Source organism: uncultured Allobosea sp. (genome assembly GCF_945957345.1).
Lineage (GTDB): Bacteria > Pseudomonadota > Alphaproteobacteria > Rhizobiales > Beijerinckiaceae > Allobosea.
Map to the genome: position 1 here is coordinate 48,168 of NZ_CAMFKW010000017.1, position 20,635 is coordinate 68,802.

Annotated in this window: 5 protein-coding genes; 4 read left to right on the plus strand and 1 reads right to left on the minus strand. The window is 68.1% G+C overall.

Annotated elements, in window-relative coordinates; translation table 11 throughout:
• Position 1 precedes the first annotated feature (1 nt).
• From Q0Q36_RS10785 to Q0Q36_RS10795, 3 genes are read left to right on the plus strand one after another with little or no spacing between them, the layout of a single operon-like run.
• Positions 2-17,212, plus strand: coding sequence for a leukotoxin LktA family filamentous adhesin (locus tag Q0Q36_RS10785; protein ID WP_293798055.1), 17,211 nt, complete (start codon positions 2-4; stop codon positions 17,210-17,212).
• A 2-nt stretch (positions 17,213-17,214) separates the two neighbouring features.
• Positions 17,215-18,843, plus strand: a complete 1,629-nt coding sequence (locus Q0Q36_RS10790) for a ShlB/FhaC/HecB family hemolysin secretion/activation protein (protein ID WP_293798058.1) — start codon at positions 17,215-17,217, stop codon at positions 18,841-18,843.
• Positions 18,844-18,872: 29 nt separating this feature from the next.
• A complete protein-coding gene (locus Q0Q36_RS10795) occupies positions 18,873-19,583 on the plus strand; it encodes a SapC family protein (protein WP_293798059.1) in 711 nt (236 codons plus the stop codon).
• Between the two features lie 27 nt (positions 19,584-19,610).
• On the opposite strand, the gene Q0Q36_RS10800 is transcribed toward Q0Q36_RS10795, so the two are convergent.
• Positions 19,611-20,396 (minus strand): hypothetical protein, encoded by a 786-nt coding sequence (locus Q0Q36_RS10800; protein WP_293798060.1) that lies wholly within the window; start codon positions 20,394-20,396, stop codon positions 19,611-19,613.
• Positions 20,397-20,447: 51 nt separating this feature from the next.
• Here Q0Q36_RS10800 and Q0Q36_RS10805 point away from each other — a divergent pair, with 51 nt between their 5' ends.
• Positions 20,448-20,579 carry a hypothetical protein gene (locus Q0Q36_RS10805; protein ID WP_293798061.1) on the plus strand — a complete coding sequence of 44 codons (132 nt, stop codon included), beginning with the start codon at positions 20,448-20,450 and terminating at the stop codon, positions 20,577-20,579.
• The last annotated feature ends 56 nt before the right edge of the window (positions 20,580-20,635 follow it).

Genomic DNA, 20,635 nt, shown 5'->3' on the forward strand with positions numbered 1-20,635 from the left:
CATGTCCAAGCGTCGTTCGCCCCGCCCGGCCCAGGCTTCCGCGCCCTATCGGGCCGGCATCCGGCGCAACGACGCATTCGCAACCCGGCCACGCTCGATCCTCGCATCGTGGCGGCAGCGCTGCCTGGTCGGCCAGGCGATGGCGCTGGCGCTGTGGAACGCGCCGGCCTTCGCGCAGAACCTGATCACGCCCGATGGCCGCACCCAGACCAGCGTCTCGGTCAATGGCACGACGACGACGATCACGACGCAGACCGTGTCCGGCGGCGCCGGCTACAATTCGTTCTCGCGCTTCGAGCAGGCGGCGGGCACCACCGTCAACATGCACCTGCCGCAGAATACCGGCGCGCTGGTCAACATCGTCCGCGACGGCCCCGTCGTCATCAACGGCATCCTGAATTCCTACCGGAACGGCCAGATCGGCGGCCACATCTATTTCTCGGATTCGGCCGGCTTCACCGTCGGGCCGAACGGCGTGATCAATACCGGTCAACTGACGGTCAATACGCCCACGCGCGAGTTCCTCGATCAGGTCATCGGACCGAACGGCGTGGTGAACGAGGCGCTTGCCGCGCGCCTGCGCGCCAATGACGTGCCGATCTCGGCCGATGGCACCATCACTGTCGACGGCCGCATCAATGCCCGCCGCGGCGTCAGCCTCAACGGCCATTCGGTCAGCGTCGCCGGCCAGATCGCCGCCAATGCCTCGACCGTCGATATCGGCGAGCGTCGCCGGCAACATGGCGCGGCCTTCGCACAGAGCGTGAACACCAACGGGATGCGCCAGGGCGCCACGATGGTCGCGCGGCGCGGGGGGGGCATCGAGATCGTGGCGGCCGACACGGCCTCGATTTCCGGGTCATTGAATGCGGCTGCGACGGGACGCCGCTCTGCCGGGTCGATCGCCATCCGCTCGGGCAAGGGCACGACCATCGCCGCGACGGCGCGGATTACCGCGACCGGCGCTCAGCCGAAGGCATCTTCATCCACAGCGAGCGGCCGGCCGAGTGTGAACACCGGCGAAGGCGGTACGGTCTCGATCGTCTCGGATGGTGGCATCGCGATCGCGCGCGGTGCCCTGATCGATGTCAGCGCCGCGCAGGGCGTTGCAGCCAAGGGTGGCTCTGCCCGGGTCTTCGCCGGCACCAATCTCGATGTGGAGAGCGGCGCGGTCTTCCGCGGCACCGCGGGCAGCATCGGCGATGGCGGCTTCCTCGAGCTCAGCGCCCGGGGCACGGTGACGCTCGGCGCCGTCGATGTCGATCTCTCGGCCCGCAACGGCAAGGCTGGCCTGCTCTATATCGATCCCACCGACATCGTCATCGGAACCGGCGGCAGCGCCAACATGATCACCAACGGCACGAATGTGTCGCTGGAGGCCAGCAACAGCATCACGATCGCCAGCGATGGCATCATCGATACCCGCAACTTCAACCGCTCCGCCAATAATGGCGAGTTGTCGGTCGCGAATCCCTCGCTCGGCAATTCCGGCAGCATCACGCTGGCGGCGCCCAGCATCACGGTCAGCGGCAAGTTGCTGGCCGGGGTGAGCTCCGGCAGCAGCTATGCCGCCGGCGACGTGACGCTCGACGCGACGACCGCGGAAACGCTGATCGCCGGCCGCGCCAGCGCCAGCTCGACCATCGACATTTACGGCACGATCACCGGCCGCGATGTGCTGCTGAAGGCGGACGCCACGGCGGTCGCATCCTACGTCAATTTCTCGCCGGGCTCGCTGGTGGCGCTGGCGGCTCAGACGGCTGCCGGTATCGCGTACGGCCTGAACGGCGGCTATGTCGGCAGCGACATCACCAGCCGGGTCCAGGTTGCCACCGGCGCGACGATCGAAGCGACGCGCGACGTCAGCATCACCGCCCAGGGCCGGCAGGAGGCCTCGCTGCCCGCGATCACGATCACGGGCAGCAACGTGTTCGGTGGGGCGGTCTCGATCGGCGAGATCGCTGGCACCGTGACAGCCGACATCGCCTCGGGCGCCACGATCAATGTCGGACGCAACCTCGCGGTCAGGGCTGAGAACGACGTCAAGCTCGGCGTCTCCGCCATCTCGGTGACCGTCGGCACGGCGCTCGCGGCAGCGACCGTCGCCTATGGCAATGTCGACGTCACCACTGCGGCAAAGGTCCATTCGGGCGCGACGATCACCACCGGCGGCCTCAGCAACGTCAGCGTCACCGCGCTCAATACCAACTCCTTCTCGACCTCGGCCACCTCCGTGGCCGCGTCGGGGGGCGTGGCGGGCGCTGCGATCGCCTATTCCGATTACAAGGCGCAAGCCGATGCCCTGCTCGGCGCCTCGCTCGGCACGAGCACGAACAAGGTGAAGAGCATCACGGTGTCGGCCGTATCCGACACGACCAAGAACGCCACCAGCGCCTCGACGACTGTCGGCGACAACCTGATCTTCAACGCCGGTCCGAGCGGCACGACCGTCTCGACCCTGCTCAGCCAGATCTTCGGCAAGCTCTCGAGCGGCTCGTCGAGCGTTCCCGTCAAGGCCGGCAGCGCCATCGCCATCGCCGACAGCAGCCTCGGCGCCAGTGCCGCGATCGCTGCCGATTCAGGTGCGGTGGCCCCGACGCTCAATTCCGACGGCAACGTCGTGGTGACGAGCCGCCAGTCCGATTTCGGCGTGCGCCTGATCGCCGACAGCTCGATCAACTCGAACTCGAAGGATCCGACGAGCGCGCAGCCAGAGGCGCAGGTCTCGCTCTCCTTCGGCATCGGCGTCGGCAATTACGCGCACGAGTCGACGGCCTTCATCGGTTCCGGCGTGACGATCAACGCCTACCGTATCGGCGTTGGCGCGACCAACGAGATGCCGATCTCGAATACCTGGACGAACTGGGCCGGCCCCCTCGAGGTCGTCTCGCACCTGAACGGCAATCTCGGCACCGTCAACAACATCATGACGAGCTATGCCAATGCCAGCTCGCAGTCCCAGCAGCTCGGCCTGGCCGGCGCGGTCGACTATTTCCGGGTCACCAACGACACCTCGGCCTATGTCGCCAGCGGTGCGACGCTCAACACGACGGCGCTGGCTTCGCCTTGGACGACGACTTTGGCCGATGGCTATGTCCAGGACTGGAACAAGGCCGTCAACGTCATCGCCGGCACGACGGTGCACAGCATCGATGGCGGCGGCAATTTCGGCCTGACCGGCGGCCTCAATGGCGGCGCCGGCTCCGCGGCAGGCGGCTCCCTCCTCAGCATCGGCCGCACCAGCAGGACGGTCGCAGCCATCGCCGACGGCGCGACCATCACGGCGACGGGGCTGGACGTGAAGGCCACGACATCCGACGTGATGTACGTGGTCGTGACCTCGTCGGGCCGAGCGCAGGGTACCGTGCTGAGCGGTATGGCGGGGCTGGCGAGCCTGAACAATCAGACCCTGGCCTCGATCAGCAATCGCGCTGTCATCGTTGCCGATGTCGTGGCCGTCGCGGCGGAGCAGGCCGTCTCGGTCCTGTCGGTCAGCGGCGGGATCGTCGTGGCCGGCACGGGCGGCAGCAGCGCCGGCGTGTCCGTCGGCCGGATCGACGCCACCACGATTACGCGCGGCTATATCGGCGACAATTCCGGCGATCTGTCCGATGATCGCCTGCGCGGCACCGGCACCACGCCCGGCCGCATCGAGACGGATTCGCTGAGCGTCCAGGCAACGACCAGCGGGTGGCTCTCGGCGGCCTCGGTCGCTGCGGCGGTCGTCGACGGCACGATGGATTTCGTCACCGACGACCCGTTCTTCGCGGTCGTCTCTGCCGCCAGCGCGTCGCAGGGCGGGGGGAAGCCGTCCTTCGCCCTGGCCGGCAGCGCCGCAGTCGCATCGACCCAGCTCGGCACCTCGGCCTGGATCGACGGCGCCAGGGTCGAGGCCAAGACGAATGCGGTCTCCACCGCCGTCACCGCGCTGAACTCGACCATCCTCGAACTGGGCTCGGGCTCGGCCGCGATCAATCTCACCGGTGCCCGCGAAGCCTCGAGCGCGAGTCTTGCCGGCGCGATCGCCTTCGCCAAGCTCGACAACAGCACCGATGCCCGGATCAGCCAGTCGTCCCTCACGGATGTCGGTGATACCAGCGTGCGGGCGCTGGCCGGTGGCCGCGCCACCGTCGTCGGGCTCGGCCTGGCCGGCTCGGGAGGTGGAAACGCCGCCGCGGCCATGTCGGTGGCACTGGGGCTGGTGACGAACCGCGTCTCGGCCTCGATCGTCGATTCCACGCTGATCGCGCCGGCGAACGCCTCGGTATCGAATCTCGTCACGGTCGACGCCTATCAGACGACCGATATCGGCATCGGCGGCGGCGCCGCCTATGCTGGCGCCAAGAACGGCGTCGGCATCGCGTTGACCTATGTCGACATCGGCGACCCCGATGGCGAGGACGCGGTCAGCGCCAAGGTGACGCGCTCCACGCTTACCAGCCTCGACCGGCTGCAGGTCAGGGCGGCGAATGCCAGCCGCATCGTCTCCTCGGCGATCACCGCCGGCCTCGGAGGGAACGCGCTCGGCGGCGCCTTCGTCATCAATCGGATCACGCCGACGACGAACGCGGCGATCTCGGGCGTTAGCGGCGCGCTCGCGACGGTCTCGGTCGCGGGGGACGTCGTGGTGCTGGCCGATGGCAGCCGGATCGGCGTCTATGACGATCTCATCCGCGGCCGCCAGTCGGTTTCTGCCGGCGCATCCCAGGTCGATTTCTCCGGCGCGGTGGCCAATGGAGGCACTGCCAATTCCGACGGCGCGGCCGTCCTGGCCATCACCGGCACCGTGCAGGCCGGGACCAACAATGTCGGCGTCTCGCTGCTCAGCAACACGATCGCCCAGTCGCATCTCGCTTCGATCGACTTCGCCACCGTCACGGCTGGCGGCAATGTCAGTGTCGTCGCCCAGGACGGGGCGACGCTGACCGGCGTCGCCATCGGCTTCGGCGCCGCGACCGGGCAGTTCGCGGGTACCGCCTCGGTCGTGCTGCAATCGATCGAGAACGTCGTTCGCGCCCGCATCGATGGCGTCGGCACGTCGGTGACCGCCGGTGGCATCGCCGTGTCCAGCAATGTCGCCTCGTCGATCCGTGGCAGCGCTGGCTCGCTCGGCATCGGCATCGGAGCGGCTGCGCTCGGCCTCTCCGTCGTGGAGAGCAACGTCGCCAACATGGTTTCGTCCGAGGTCGCCGATGCGCGCCTGCGCGCGACCGGCGATGTCGTGCTGCTCAGCGGCTCAACCGCAAGGATCGACACCGTGGCTGTCGGTGTCGCGATCTCCCGCAATGTCGGTCTTGCCGGCTCGGTCGCGAACAACAGCGTCGCCACGGACGTAGCCGCGACCATCACCGGCGCCGACATCATCGCCGACAATAACCTCGGTGTCTTCGCGGCGAATAGCGACCAGATAGGGGCCGTCGCCGGCGCGCTCGGTGTCACCGTCGCATCGCCCAGCATCGCCGGTGGCCTGTCGATCGTGAACAACAGCATCGAGGGCGCGACGACGGCCTCGATCAGCGACAGCACCGTCGACGCACGCGCGGGCGGCAGCGGCGCGCTGAGCTACAATGCCGGCCAGCTCGTCTCCGCCTTCGACCTCAGCACCGCCAATAACCCGAGCTCGACCCAGCCTTCGCTGGCGATGTCGGCGCGCAGCATCCACGGGCTCGGCGTCGTCGCGACCTCGCAGCAATCGGTGCTGGCGAATTCGGTGACCGGGGCGGTATCGATCTTCCCGATCAGCGGTGCCATCGCCGTGGTGCCGATCCGCAACGTGCTCGCCGGCAGCACCAGCGCCGTCGTCGACGACAGCGCGGCGAACACGCGCCTCACCGGCACGGATTCGACGGCTGTCGCGATCGAGGCTGCGAGCCATTCCTATGCCGCGACCTTCATCACGGTCGGCTCGGCTGGCGGTGCCGCGGCCGCTGGCGCCGATGCCAATACGATCATGGGGCGCACCACCCATGCCGGGCTAACGAATTCCACGCTGGGAACGACCACGCCAGGCTTTGCCGGCGCCGGCGTCACCGCGCTCGACATCGCCGCCAACGCCTCGCAATCGGCGGCGAGCAATGTGCTGGGCTTCGCGATCGGTATCGGCGGCGCCGCGGCTTCCGGCGTCGTCAATAGCTTCGCGGCCACGACCACGGCCACTCTAGACCAGGGCCTCGTCACGGCCGGCCGCGTCGGCATCAATGCCGAGAGCCGCAACGGCTTCTATGCCCAGGCGGCGACCGGCGCGGCCGGCGGCGTCGGCATGGGCTCGTCCTTCGTAGTCGGCACCAGCCGCAACACCACGCTGGCGACGATCGGCGGAGGCTCCGGCCAGACCGCGCTCAATCTCAACGGCGCGCTTGCGGTCGCGGCGCGCAGCGTCAACGATTTCACCACGCTTTCCGCCGGTGGCGCGGCGGGTGGCTTTGCCGGTGTCGCCGGCATGGTCTCCTTCGTCGATGTCGAGAACGAGACCCGCGCCGGGCTCTATGGCGTCACCGCGACGCTGCGCCCCGCCAGCTTGGCCGGCATCAGCGTCACCGCCAACGAAACCACCTCCATCGATGCGACCACGGCGGCCGGCGCCAATGGTGCCTTTGGCGCCGGTGCGGCCGCCAATATCGCGAGCCTCGACAGCCGCGTGCTCGCCGATATCACGGGCTCGATCCTGTCCGCGCCGGGCGCCGTCTCGGCCTCCGCGACCTCCGACCGCACGGTCGACGCGAACACCATGACCTATGGCGTCGGCGGCTCTGTCGGCATCGGTGCCGCGGTCGCGGTGATCTCTGTCGGCACCGGCACGCCCTCCGGCGCGGGCGCCGAGCTCAATGCCGGCGGCAACGGCACGCTCGCCCGCGTCGACCAGCTCACGGCCGGCAATGCCGCGCTCGTGCTGAGCGCGAGCGGACTCACTGCCTATCGCACTTATCGTGGCGCGGCCGGCGCCGCGATGAGCGATGCCGCGCTGCGCGATGCGGCGCAGACCGACTATAATCAGTTGCTCGCCAATGGCAGTGTCGCCAACGGCGCGCTGACCCTGACGAACTCAGGCGTCACAGCCCTGCGCAGTGCCGCGGCGACGGCGCTCGGCATCGCCAGCCCGACCGATCAGCAGGTTCGGGACTGGGCGGCGCAGCGCTACACGGCTCTGAGCGGCGGTGCGGTCTCCTATCTGATGAGCGATGCCGGCGTCAGCGCCTATCGTTCGACGGTCACCGCGACCACGCCGGATGCCAGCGCCGATCAGATCCGCAGCGCCGCCAACGACGCCTATGCCCGCCTTCTGACCAACGGCACCGTGAGCAACGGCGTGCTGACGCTGAGCAGCGCCGGTCTCGCCGCCTATCGTGCGGACGCCAGCGCCAGCCTCGGGCATGCCGCGAGCGATGCCGAGGTGCGTGCCTATGCGGGGCAGCAATACAGCTTCTTCAACGCCAATCGCAGCCGCATCGTCGCGCCCGCCGCGCAGAGCGCCTCGGCGCTGCTCGATTCCGACGGCTCGCGGACGGCGGCAACCGTCACCGGCGGCAGCATCACCAGCGGCTCGGTCGCGGTCTCCTCGTTGTCGCGTACGACGACCAGCAACATCGCCAGCGGCGTCGGTGCCGGCGGCGCGGCCGGAGGCGGCGCGGCGACGGCCTATACCAATATCGGCGACAACGTCGTCGCGAGCCTCGCCCCGACGACCGCCAACACCGGCACGATCAGCGTGACGGCGACCTCGGCCGACGGCACGGGTTCTGCCGCGCGCGTCGAGGCGACGGCCGGAGCGGGTGCGCTTGCCGCCGCAGCCGGAGCCGCCGTTGCCAAGGGCACGCTGTCCAATCAGGTGAGCGCGACGCTCGGCGGTGCGCTGACCACGATCGGTGCGACCACCGTCACCGCCCTCAATAGTCAGACCGGGCGTTCGGACGCGTTCGGCGCGACGGTTGCCGGCGGGCTCGCGCTCGGCGTCTCGCTGGCGAAGAGCGCGGCCGAAAGCACGGTTGCCGCGAATTATCTCGCAGGCTCGAGCTTCACCGGCACGGGACTGTCGATCAACGCGACCAGCAGGGGCGCGGCCCATGCCGCTGCCGTTGCCGGTGTGGGCGGCCTGCTCGCGGCCGGCGCAGGCGCCGATGCGGACGCCGATGACACTACGAATGTCTCCGCCACGATTGGCGCCGGCGCCCGTGCAAATGTCGGGACAGGCACCATTACCGTTGCGGCCACGGCCTCGCCGGACGCCAAGGCCTTTGCCAAGGGCGCCGCGGTGGCCGGCGGTCTCGCCGTTGGCGTCGCGGTCGCCAATGCCAGTGCAGCCCCGACGGTGCGTGCCGCCATCGAGGACAATGCCAGCCTGCCGGCGAGCCAGTTCACAGCCGGCACGCTTTCCGTCCTGGCGACGGGCTCGGTCTTCGGCACGTCGGCCGGCGATGCCTCGGAATTGCCTGATGCGACCGGCGACTTCAGCAGGGGCGGCACTTCTGCGGCTGCCTCGGCGATCGCCGGTTCCGGCGCCTATTACGTCGCCGCGACCGGCACCGATGCGCAGGCCCACAACACGGCCTCGGTGACGGCGTCGATCGGCAACTATGTCCGCCTGCCGACAGGGACCGTCACGGTCACTGCAAGCAACACCACGATCCAGACGGCGACCGCGACCGGCATCACCGCAGCCGGCACCGCAGCCATCGGCTCGGTCAATGCCAAGGCTGACAGCGGCGCCACCACCCTTGCCTCGCTCGGCGATGGCGCCAGCATGGCGGCGGGCGGCGCCGGCAGCTTCTCTCTCTCCGCGACCGGCAGCGACACGCAGATAGTCCATGCCAAGGCGGGCAGCGGCGGCCTCTATGCCGGCTCGGGCGCGGTGGGGAAGACCGGGAACACCGCCACCGTAACGACCTCGGTCGGCGAAAACGCCGTAATCAATACCGGCCGCGTCACGATCGCGGCGAGCCATGACGACAGCTATGCGGCGCTGATCGACAGCCTGCAGGCTTCGGCCGTGGGCGCCAGCGCCGCGCTCGGGCGCCATGACGCGACCGTCCACGTCCTCACCACCCTGGGTGCTGGCAGCCGCATCACTGCGACCGGCCCGAACACGGCCGGCTGCTATCTGTCGAGCTGCCAGCAGGCGGTTTCGATCACCAGCCGCAACGCCTTCACGCAGCTGGACCTCGGCGACACCGTGCAGGCTGCCGCCGGTGGCGGCATCAACGGGGCTGGCGCGACTTCGATCACCGACATCACCGGGACCTCGAAGGTCATCCTCGGGGACAATGTCGGGATCGCCTCGGGCATGAGCCCGACGGCCGCACCGGGGCCGATGCTCCTCCAGGCCTGGACCGAGCTGACGGCCGACGACACCGCCTCCCTGACTACGGGCGGCCTGCTGCAGGGAGCAGGCGTCACCGCGCATTACGGCGCCCATGTCGACAACGAGGTCACGCTCGGCAGCAACGACGCCTTGAGCTCGTTCGGCGCGATCAATATCGGCACGTACACGACCGCCACGGTCCGCGCGAACGCCTATGTGAATACCTACGGCCTGGCGAGCGTCGGCCTCGCCGATGCCGATGTCACTGTAATCACCAACAATGACGTCAAGGTGGGTGCGAACTCGTCCCTGATCGGGCTTGCCGATGTCAATGTCGTGGCTGGCCGCGATGGTTCGGGCTTGCGCCTCAACAGCCTCACCGGCGTGGCGACGGCGCTCGGCTATGTCCGCGGCATCATCGCCGTTCCAGACGCCGATGCCTCGACCGATCTGCAGAACCACGCCAAGGTCCAGGTCGATTACGGCGCCACCATCTCCAGCGCCCAGAATATCGGCCTCGGCGCTTATGACGGGCTGCTGAATGCCCAGGCCGACGGCACCGGCCATGGCTACCAGCTCTATTTCATCCCGGTGACATCCGGGACGAGCAGCCCTGGCTTCTCGTCGAGTTCGACGCTGGTGATGAATGGCACCGCCACCGCCGGCATCTACAACACCCAGCGCATCGAGATCGGCTGTGGACCCACCGCTTCCGTGCAATGCGGCCCCAACGACACGCCGACCATCCGCTTCATCAGCGGCGCGCCCGTCACCGCCGGCTACAACCCGGCTTTCGATGCGGTCGCCTATGTCAACGCCAACTACGACCCCACGGTTTCGGGCACGCTGATCTCGGGTGTCAGCTCGTCGCCGGTCAAGGCGGTGCGTCTCAGCCAGCTCTATGCCGCAGGCGGCAATGTCCGCGTCAACGGCAGCAGGGTCGAGGGCAGCGGCACACTGACGGCGAATGGCGGCCCCTCGATCACCGTCATCAACCGCAGCAACGCCTATCTACTCCTCGATGGCGGCGCCTATATTCCCGAGACGACCGGCGGCCAGATCATCGGCTCCAGCGGCTCGCTGACGCGCCACACCAATCCCGACGCCACGCCGGTCATCACCATCGACAACAGCTATACCGGCGCGCTCGATGCCAGCGGCAAAGGGCCGGGGCTGCTGATATCAGGCGATATCACCAACCTCGCCGGCGTGGTCTCGCTCAACAACACGCAAGGGTCCTTCGGCTTCTCCGGCCAGCGCATCGACGCGCTCCAGTTCAACACGACCGTCCCGAACGGCGCGGTCGTGGTCTCCTCGAACGGGCCGAACGGTATGTACAATGCCGGCGCGGCGCCCCAGGCGGAATACGCAGGCGCCATCTACTATCCCGGCGGCGGACCGGGCGACGCGCTCAATGTCAACGAGGCGGTCTTTGCGGTTGCCAATGCGCTCGCCTACGGCCAGGGCGCGACCAACCTGAACTATTTCCTCTACGGCAAGCAGGACGAGGGCACGCGGCGCAACTTTTCGATGCAGTTCTATGGCAACTGCATCGGCTATATCGGCGATGCCGGCTATGCCTGCACCGGCGGCTATGACATGGGCAACGATATCCGCTTCATGGTCATCCCCGACCGCCAGGTCTACCGGGAGAGCAACCCGACCGCCGCCGGCGGCGGCACCAAGATCTACGGCTCCCAGGTCGCGATCAAGGCGACCACGATCAATATCAACGCCTCGATCGAGGCCGGCCGGATCACCGATTGGCAGGGCACGATCGGCGGGAATGTCGGCGACATCCTGCGCAGCAATCGCCAGGACTGGCTCCGCGACGGCACCACTACGGTCAGTTTCTCCAGCATCTTCGGCGGCGGCTGGTCGGCGCCGAACGCCGTGCCGATCTCCTACGACGTCGTCAACGACCGCCTCGTCATGGCCGACGTCAACGCGTCCTCGGGTGGCGGTTCGGTGCTGCTGGACGGCCAGATCATCAGCACGAACACGCTCGGCAACATCAAGGTCAATGGTGGCTTCGGCAATGTCAGCGTGAACAACCAGTCGGGGCTCGACCTCGTCACCAACCGCATCAATACCGGCACCGCGGCCGGCGTGAACGCCAGCACCAGCAAGATCACGATCATCGACAGACTGATCACTTCCGGCCTGAACACGAAGATCTACGCCTATACGCCGGGCGTCGGTATCGCCATCTACAAGACGATGAACGGTGCCCAGCCCACCTCCGGCCCGGTCGAATTCATCGCCGGCGCCACGGCAAGCTACGATCCCGTCGCCGGCACGCGCTACGAGTGGACGCAGCAGGCCCTGCTCCAGAAGGAGGGGCTGACGCCGCAGACCACGCAGGTGCGCGACCTCGTATCCTACTGGCGCTACGATTCCGGCACGTCGGGCAATCCCTGGGTCTATGTCGACGCCCAGTCGCCCAGCACCAATCCCGGCGCGGATTGGATGTATTGGTGGTCGCGCAATGCGCAGGCCCCGAGCGGTGGCGTGTCGGGCCGGATCACGAACAAGCCCGGCTTGACCAGTGTCGGACTGACGCAGGAGATCACCGGCGGCCAGCTCGACTTCATCAACAACGAAGCGCATTACAGCGGCTGCAACCTGCAGGCGATCAACCATTGCGACCGCGACTTCGTTGCGCAGCCCGGTGCCGGGCAGGCGATCTGGAACTATCAGATGGTGACCCGCGCCTTCGTGCAGGTTACGGCCTCGGTCAAGGCCGACAATCGCGTCGGCATCAGTTTCGCCGGCAATGCGGCCGGCACCGTCAACATCAATTCGAACAGCTCGGTCCTGCTCCAGGGCAATATCGTCAACCCGAGCGGCTCGACCACGATCACCGCATCGGCCGGCAGTATCACGCAGGCGCCCAACGTCTCGCTGCTGAGCAACAACCTGACGCTGAATGCCCGCGATTCAATCGGCACCGCTTCGCAGGCGATCACCACGACCCTGACCTCGGGTGCGCAGCTCAGCGCGACCACCGGCAGCGGCGGCATCAATCTCGACATCACCGGCAGCGCCCGCATTGCCGCGCTGCGCGCCGATGGCACGCCCGGCACCTATGGCGATATCCGGGTGCATGCCACGGGCAGCCTCGACTCGGTGGTCACGGCCTCCGCCAATGTCATCGGCCGCAACATCACGCTGTCCAGCGATACCGGCAGCATCGGCTCGATCGCCAACCCGATTAAGATGCGCGCGGTCGCGACGCTGCTGCCGAACGGCAGCTATGTCGACGGCGTCGTCAATGTCAGCGCGCTGGGCGATATCGGCATCGCGCAGGTCTCGGGCGATCTGCGCGTCGGCGAGATCGCAAGCGAAACCGGCAATGTCCGCATCGACGTCGCTGCCGGCAGGCTGGTCTCCGCGACCGGGCAGACCGCTGCGCAGGCGCTCAGCGCCGACCAGCTCTCGCAGGTCTCCCGCTCGCTCAAGCTGACCTCGGCCGATGGCGCGGACGCCGCCGCCCTGGCCAGCGTCGCCAGCTTCGAGAAGCAGGTGACGCAGAGCTACGGGCTCTACATCGCCCTGGTTCGCAATGGCAGCGTCAGCACCCAGACCGTCGGTGGCGTCAGCCAGAAGGTCTTCACGCTCAGCGACAATGCGATCCCGCTCTACCAGGCCTTCGCCGATGCAGCGCTCGGCCATGCGGCGAGCGCGCAGGAGGTGAAGGATTACGCGGCTTCACGCTATGCCGCCTATTCCGGCGTCTTCGAGATGGCTTACGGCAGCGGCTGGGCCAGCCAGACCCGCTTCAATCCGGCCACGGCGGACAATAGCTTCAGCTTCAGCGCGGCCGCCTCCGATGCAGCTCCCGGCCTTGCGACCCGCATCGCCGGGGATGCCGTCTGGACCGATCGGCAGCTGATCTCGGCGATCAACAAATCCGCCTTGCAGCCGGCTTCCGGCGTCGTCGGCAACGGCACGGCGCTGGTCGTCGGTCATGACGTGACGCTCAACATCGCCGGGAGCATCGGCTCGCTCGCGCCGGACATGCAGGTCGCGCTCGACGCCATCCGCAATGGTTCGATCACCGATGCGCAGCTCGCCGCGCTCTCGGTCGCGACCACGGCCGGCAGCGTCAAGATCATGGGGCAGCGGCAGGATGGCAGTCTCGTCGAGGTGACCGATCTCGGCAACCTGCCCGCTGGCGTCACGCTCACCCGCGTCGACGTGAAGCAGACCGCGCCGCTCTTCATCAACGCGACGGGGACGTTCTCGGCCTCGGCCCAGGGCGATGCCTATGTCCAGGCGACCACGAACGTGCGGTCCTCCGGTACGCCGCGTGCAGCCGGCGGAACGCTGACGATCGGCCAGATCTCGGCGACCGGCACGATCAACCTTCAGGCGCCCCAGGGTATCGTCGTCGGCACGCAGGCCGACGGGACGACGCCGCGCAATCCCGTCCAGATCCAGACCGGCGGCGATCTCGTGCTGGCTGCCGGCGGCGGTGGCATCGGCTCGGCAGCGACGCCGCTGACCTACCAGATCGGCGGCAAGCTCGTCTCGGCCTCCGCGGCTGCGGGCGACGCCTATCTCGTCGCCAATGCCGGCACTGCCGAGATCGGCCGCATCTTCGCTTCGGGCACGGCCTCGCTTACCGCGCGCAGCGGCGGCATCCAGGGTTATCTGCCGGGCATTGCGATCTCGGCGAGCTCCGTCCAGTTGAACGCCACCGGCAATGTCGGTTCGGCTTCCGCGGCGCTCGGCCTGCAAACCGCAGCCACCGGATCCGTTACGGGCCAGATCGGCGGCCAGGCCTGGCTGGCGGCGCCGGCCGTCTCCGGCCAGTCGCCCAGCGCGTTGCGCCTGGGCGCAATCGATGCCGTGAACGGCCTCGTCGCCACGGCGGACGGCGAGATCGATGTCCTCGGCACACTGCGCTCCTCCGCCGGCGCGATCGCACTGGCCGGCGCCAAGATCGTCATGAGCAACGGCATCGACATTCAAGCCGCGGGGCGGGCGAGCCTCGCTTCCGGCGGGGATATCAAGCTCGGTCATGTTGCCAGCGCACTTGTCGCGCCAGCCGGCACGGCCTCGATCGTGATCACGGCCGCAGGCTCGATCCTCGCCAATGGAGACACCGGCACGCTGGTCGATGCCAGCGGGGCCGGTGGCGTGGTCTCGCTCCAGGCCGGCAGCGGTCTTGGCAGTGCGACCGCGGCCATGACAGTCGCGGCGCCGAGCCTTTCGGCGCGCAGCCTGGCCGGAGACATCCACATCGGTGTCTCGGGTGCGACACATGTCACGAGCCTGAAAGCCGATGCCGGCGCAGCGAGCCTCTTCGCCAGCGGCAATCTGTCCGTGGATACGGCAACGACCGCGGGCTTGGCTGATATTGCGACCACGGCGGGCACGCTGGGCATTGCGAGCCTGACGGCAGGGGCAGGCGCGGCCCTCTCGGCATCGGGCGCGGTGACGCTCGGCGATGCGAGCACGACGGCGGGTGACCTCGCGGTGACCTCGACGAGCGCGAACCTGTCGCTGGCCGCCTTGGACATCGCCGGCAGCTTGACGCTGACGGCGGCGACCTCAATCGAGGCGACCGGCGCGATCGTGGCGGGTGGCACGGCCGGGATGACTGCGCAGAACGGCACGCTGACTCTGGCGAGCCTGCGGGCGGGCGGGGCGACGTCGCTCCAAGCGACCGGCCTGATCAGCCTGACCAGCGCGAAGACCATCACGGGTGCGTTCTCGGCGGTGTCGAGCGCGGCCGGCATCACGGCCGGGACGATCGATGTGGCGGGTGCGGCGACGCTGACGGCGGCGGGGCCGATCTCCGTCACGACCAGCTTGGCCTCGGGCGGCGCGGCGAGTGTCACGACCACCGCCGGCGCTCTCGGTGTCGCCAGCTTGGCGGCCGGAACGGGCGCGACGCTCTCGGCTTCGGGCGCGGTCACCCTCGGCGATAGCAGTACGACCTCCGGCGATCTCACGGTGGCTTCGACGGGCGCGAACCTGTCACTGGCCGGCCTCGACATCGCCGGCAACCTCACCCTGACGGCGGCGACCTCGATCAGCGCGACCGGCGCGATCCTTGCCGGCGGCACGGCGGATATCACCGCGCAGAACGGCAGGCTGACCCTGGCGAGCCTGCTGACCGGCGGTGCGACCTCGCTCCAAGCGACCGACCTGATCAGCCTGACCAGCGCGACGACCACGGCGGGTGCGTTCTCGGCGGTCTCCGGCGCGGCCGGAATCACGGCCGGAACGATCAATGCGGCGGGTGCGGCGATGCTGACAGCGGCTGGCCCGATATCGGTCACGACCAGCCTGACCGCGGGCGACGCGGCGAGTGTCACGACGACGGCCGGTACGCTGGGCATCGCCAGCCTGACGGCGGGTGCAGGTGCGACGCTCTCGGCCTCGGGCGCGGTGACGTTGGGCGATGCGAGCACGAGGGCGGGTGACCTCGCGGTGACCTCGACGGGCGCGAACCTGTCACTGGCCGGCCTCGACATCGCCGGCAACCTCTCCTTGACGGCGGCGACCTCGATCAGCGTGACCGGCGCGATCCTTGCCGGCGGCACGGCCGACGTCACCGCGCAGAACGGCACGCTGATCCTGGCGAGCCTGCGGGCGGGCGGTGCGACCTCGCTCCAAGCGACTGGCCTGATCAGCCTGACCAGCGCGACGACCACGGCAGGCGCGTTCTCGGCGGTCTCCAGCGCGGCCGGCATCACGGCAGGGACGATCGATGCGGCGGGTGCGGCGACGCTGACCGCGGCCGGCCCGGTATCGGTCACGACCAGCCTGACGGCAGGTGGCGCCGCGGAAATCGCCACGACGGCCGGCTCGCTGGACATTGCCAGCCTGACGGCCGGCGGAAGACTTGGGTTGCGCGCGCCGGGGGCGGTCCTCGTTGGCACCGCTCATGCCGGAGGAGATCTTTTCATCCGGTCTGCGGCGGGAATCATCTCTGCGGCAGTGCTGACGAGTGACGGGAATGCCGATGCCGAAGCGGCTGGAGACGTGACGATCGGGACGCTTCTGGCCGGCAGGGACATCCGCCTGCTCTCGAGCCAGGCGGGCGTGGTCGCATCGACCATCAATTCCGGCGGCTCGGCTGTGATCATGGCCGCAGGTGACATCGATGGCGGGACAATCACGGCCCGCGACACCCTGGCGTTCCTGGCCGGGCGCAGCGGTCAGGGCTCGATCAGGATCCAGAACGGGGCATCGCGTCGGCTTGTGGCCGGTGCGCCGGACGCGGTGCGCCTGGGCCGTTTCAGCGCTGGCGAAAGCATCGTCATCACCGGCACGCAGATCGTCGCCGATATCGTTCACCTGCCGGGTGGCGACTTGCCGCTGGCGCTCGACATCACCGGCTTCCGCGAGCGTAGTGCCGATCGTGTCGATCTGAACGTCCAGGCCAGCGATATTCTGGCGAGCCGGATTGCCGCGACCGACGGCACGCTGACGACGACAGCGGGCAAGGTCGGGATCGCCGAAGCCTTCATTCCCGGTGCGTTTGCGGTGAAGACACCGTCAATGACGGTGCTCACCAACAACCGCTCGCTGGCACCGGACTATGCCTATGACGTGCAGCTCTATGCGAGAGGGCGCCCGTTCTATCTCGACCTGGACGGCTCGAAGCTGCTGACGAACGCCTACATCATTCGCTTCGACTCCGACGTCGTCGATATCCCGCCCTCGGCCGGCGGCTCGCTGACGCGCGATCTGCCACGACTGGGCGCCTTGCTGAACGATACCGCGGGAGAGGTCGCCGGCAGCGGCTTCAGCTTCGGCGCGGGCGGAAACTGGCGCAGCTTCTGGGCCGGCGCCGGCAACTGGCGCGGCGTTCCCTCCGGGCAGCCTCTCGAGTTTGTGGCCTCGGCCAAACCCGGCCAGCCGCCGGTCAATCTGGATGAGACGGAGGATCGGCCTTGAGGATGGCACGGCGCGCTGCCTGGCGCCTCGGTTGGGTTCTTCTGCTGGGTTGCGTCGCCGAAACAGCCTCGGCACAGGTCGTGTCGCGCACGATCGAGAATGAGGCCGAGCGACAGCGGCTGGAGATCGAGCGTCGGACCGCGCCGCAGCGCCAGAGCGGCCCCGGCGTCGTCGCAGCGCCGGCCGGTCCGCGGCTCGAATTTCCCGCCGGTGGCGCGACCGTCGTGCTGACGCGCATCGATTTCGACGCCTCGCGCTTTCTCGATACGGCCGAGCTCGATGCCATCCGGGCGCGCTATGTCGGCCGCAAGGTCGATCTCGCCGAGATCGGCAAGATTCTGCAGGCGGTCAACGATCTCTATGCGGCGAAAGGACAGATCACGGCGAGTGCGGTACTGCCGCCGCAGAAGCTCACGGGGGGTATCCTGAAGATCGGCCTCGTCGAGGGGCGCGTCGGCAAGGTTTCGGTTTCGGGCGCCGTCCAGAGCTGGCCCTGGTATGTTCGTTCGCAAGTTCCGGTCGCCGAGGGAGAGGTGGTCGACACGCCGGAGCTCAACCGCGCCGTCTCGATCTTCAACCGGCTCAACGAGGCGCAGATCCGGGCGCAGCTCAATGCCGGCGCAAGCTTCGGCCTGACCGATCTCGATCTCGCCTTGACGGAGGCGCCGCGCAACCTGGCCCAGATCTCCTTCGACAATCAGGGCGTGCTCTCGACGGGCCGCTACCAGGGAACGCTCTTCCTGAAGCACAGCAATCTGCTCGGCATCGACGATCGCCTGGTCTTCTACGGCTCGCGCGCCCGCGGCAGCATCGTCGGCACCGGCAGTTATACGCTCCCCGTCTCGCCCTGGGGCACGCGGCTCGGCGTCAGCTTCACGCGTTCGGGCTATCACATCGTCAACGGCGCGATCCGCGAATTGCGGCCGGAGGGCGTGTCGGAAAGCGCGTCGCTGACCCTGTCGCAGCCGGTCTTCGCGACCGAGTCCGTGTTGCTGCAGGCAACGGGCGCTGTCGGCGTCGGCGCGGGGCACAGCAAGCAGCTCGACTTCACGACCGTCGATACCCGCTATACCCGCGCGAGCGTCGGCGCTGCGCTGAACGTGAACATCGCGAACCTGAACCACTCGTCCACGGTGAATTGGGGGCAGATCGCCCATCACGACAAACTGGCCGACACGCGGCGGAATTACACGATCTGGACCGGCAATACCGCCTCGGTCTGGCGCATCAGCGACGATGTCTACGGCACGCTGGTCGGCGCCTGGCAATATACCGGCGAGACGCAGCTTCCGGGCGACCAGATTTTTCAGATCGGTGGGCCGACGACGGTGCGCGGCTATCCGATCGGCGCGGCCTTCGGCAATTCCGGCTTTTACGGCCAGGCCGAGCTGCACTACACGCTGCCGGATGTCCTGAAGCAGTTCGAGGCCTTCGCCTTCCTCGACCACGGCCGGACCTATGCCAATCCCAACTTCACGATGCGCGCCACCTCGATCGGTGCGGGGTTGATCTGGCGTCCGCTGGAATGGGCAACGCTGGAAGGCGGCATCGGACACCCGCTCGAGCGGGTCTCGGCCGTCCAGCGCGATGCGGAGCTCTATTTCCGCCTGACGCTGCGCAAAACCATCTGACACCAAGCTATCGCCATCAGGACAGGATCATGGCCGCTCTGCCGCTCTTCTATTCCAGCATCGCCGCGCTTGATCGCAACACGCGTCGCGAAGCCCGCCTGGCGCCCGTCGACAAGCCCTATGCCTTTGCGGCCCAGGCCCATGTCCTGCCGGCACTGACGGCTGAATTTGTTCCCGGCTGCCGCGACATGCCGATCCTGTTCCTGGACGAGGGCGGTACGGTCTCGCCGCTCTTCATGGTCGGGATGCGCCCCGGCGAAAGCCGCTTCGTCGACGGCGAAGGGCGCTGGCGCGGTCAGCATGCGCCGGCCTATCTGCGGCGCTATCCTTTCATCGGCGGCGACGTCTCGGCCGAGCAGCAGATCATCTGCGTCGACGGTGGCTATGCCGGCCTGCAGAACGAGCAGGGTGAGCGGCTGTTCCAGGAGGATGGCGAGCCGGCCGAGGCCTTGCGGGGAATCATCGGTTTCGTCGCGGAATATGCCGAGGCCGCCAAGGCGACGGCGGCCTTCACCGAGGCGATGAAGGCACTGGACCTGTTCCAGACGATCAATATCGACATCCGGGCGGCCGATGGCTCGACCTCGAGCTATAGCGGCTTCCAGGCGATCTCCGAGGAGCGGTTGAACGGGCTTTCCGACGAGGCTTGGCTCGACCTGCGTCGCAAGGGCTATCTGGTGCCGATCCATGCCCATCTGATCAGCCTGGCGAATTTCGCGCTGCTTGGCGAGCGTCTCTGACCCGGATCGGCGGCGTTCGGCCGCCGCTCAATGAGGCGGGCTGGCCCATGCATCATCGGCCGTGCGTTCGGGTATGTCGGCTTCCATCATCGGCTCGTCCCTCCCGACCGTGACGCCGAAGGCGTCGTCGATGATGGCCAGCTTCATGGCCTGCATCAGCGCGTACTCGTTGCGGAACGCCTGGGAGAGCCAGAGCCTGGAACGGCCCGGCGTTCCGTCCCAGCCGAGTGCGCCCATCGCAGCTGCGGCCGCGATCGTGCGGCCGGCATGGGTGCGCGAGAGATCGAGCCGCTGGACCAAAGCCGAGATCGAGGTGACATTGGTGAGCGCGCGCGCCTCATGCTGCGATGCGTCGGCATCGAGGCCGGCAATGAGGCGGTCCATCAGGCTGCCCCCGTCATCGATGGAGGCGAAGATCGCATAGCTTTGCGGGGGCCGCCGGATGGTCGGGTTGCCGATGAGCGAGGCGGCGACCAGCGGCTGCATGGTGACGAGCATGTGCTCGGGGGTCCGGCGCAATTGCGCGAGCCGGCTGCCGCCATCCACCCTATCGAGCGCATCAAGATGGAGGGCGAACCATTCCATCAGCGCCGACAACGTGGCCGGCGCCGGCACGACGAGATCGGGCGCCCGGCCGCCGGCCGGGGCGGGCTGGACGATGCCGTAATGGAGAACCTCGTCGAAGAAGGCCGCTGCCGTGTTGCGGCTCGCCAGCCCGAGAGGCTGGAGATCCTCGAGGAACTCGCGCCGCGACAGTCCCGGCCTTCCCGAACGAACTGCGTAGAAATGGCGCGCCAGAGCCACGTGCGACATGAGCCAGCGCTGTTGCGTCGAGAAAAGCGAGGCCAATCGAGGGACAGCCTCATGGACAGCCAGAAACCCGCCGGCCAGACGGCGGGCGACGCGATCGAAGCCGGACGCAGCAAGCAGTTCCGAAGCCCGATCTTCCGTCGTCTTCATACTTTCCCCGGTGCTTCACGGTTCGCGGCCGCTTGAATCAACGGGACACATATTGCACACTTTTATGCAATTTGGGAATCTATAGATGGCGT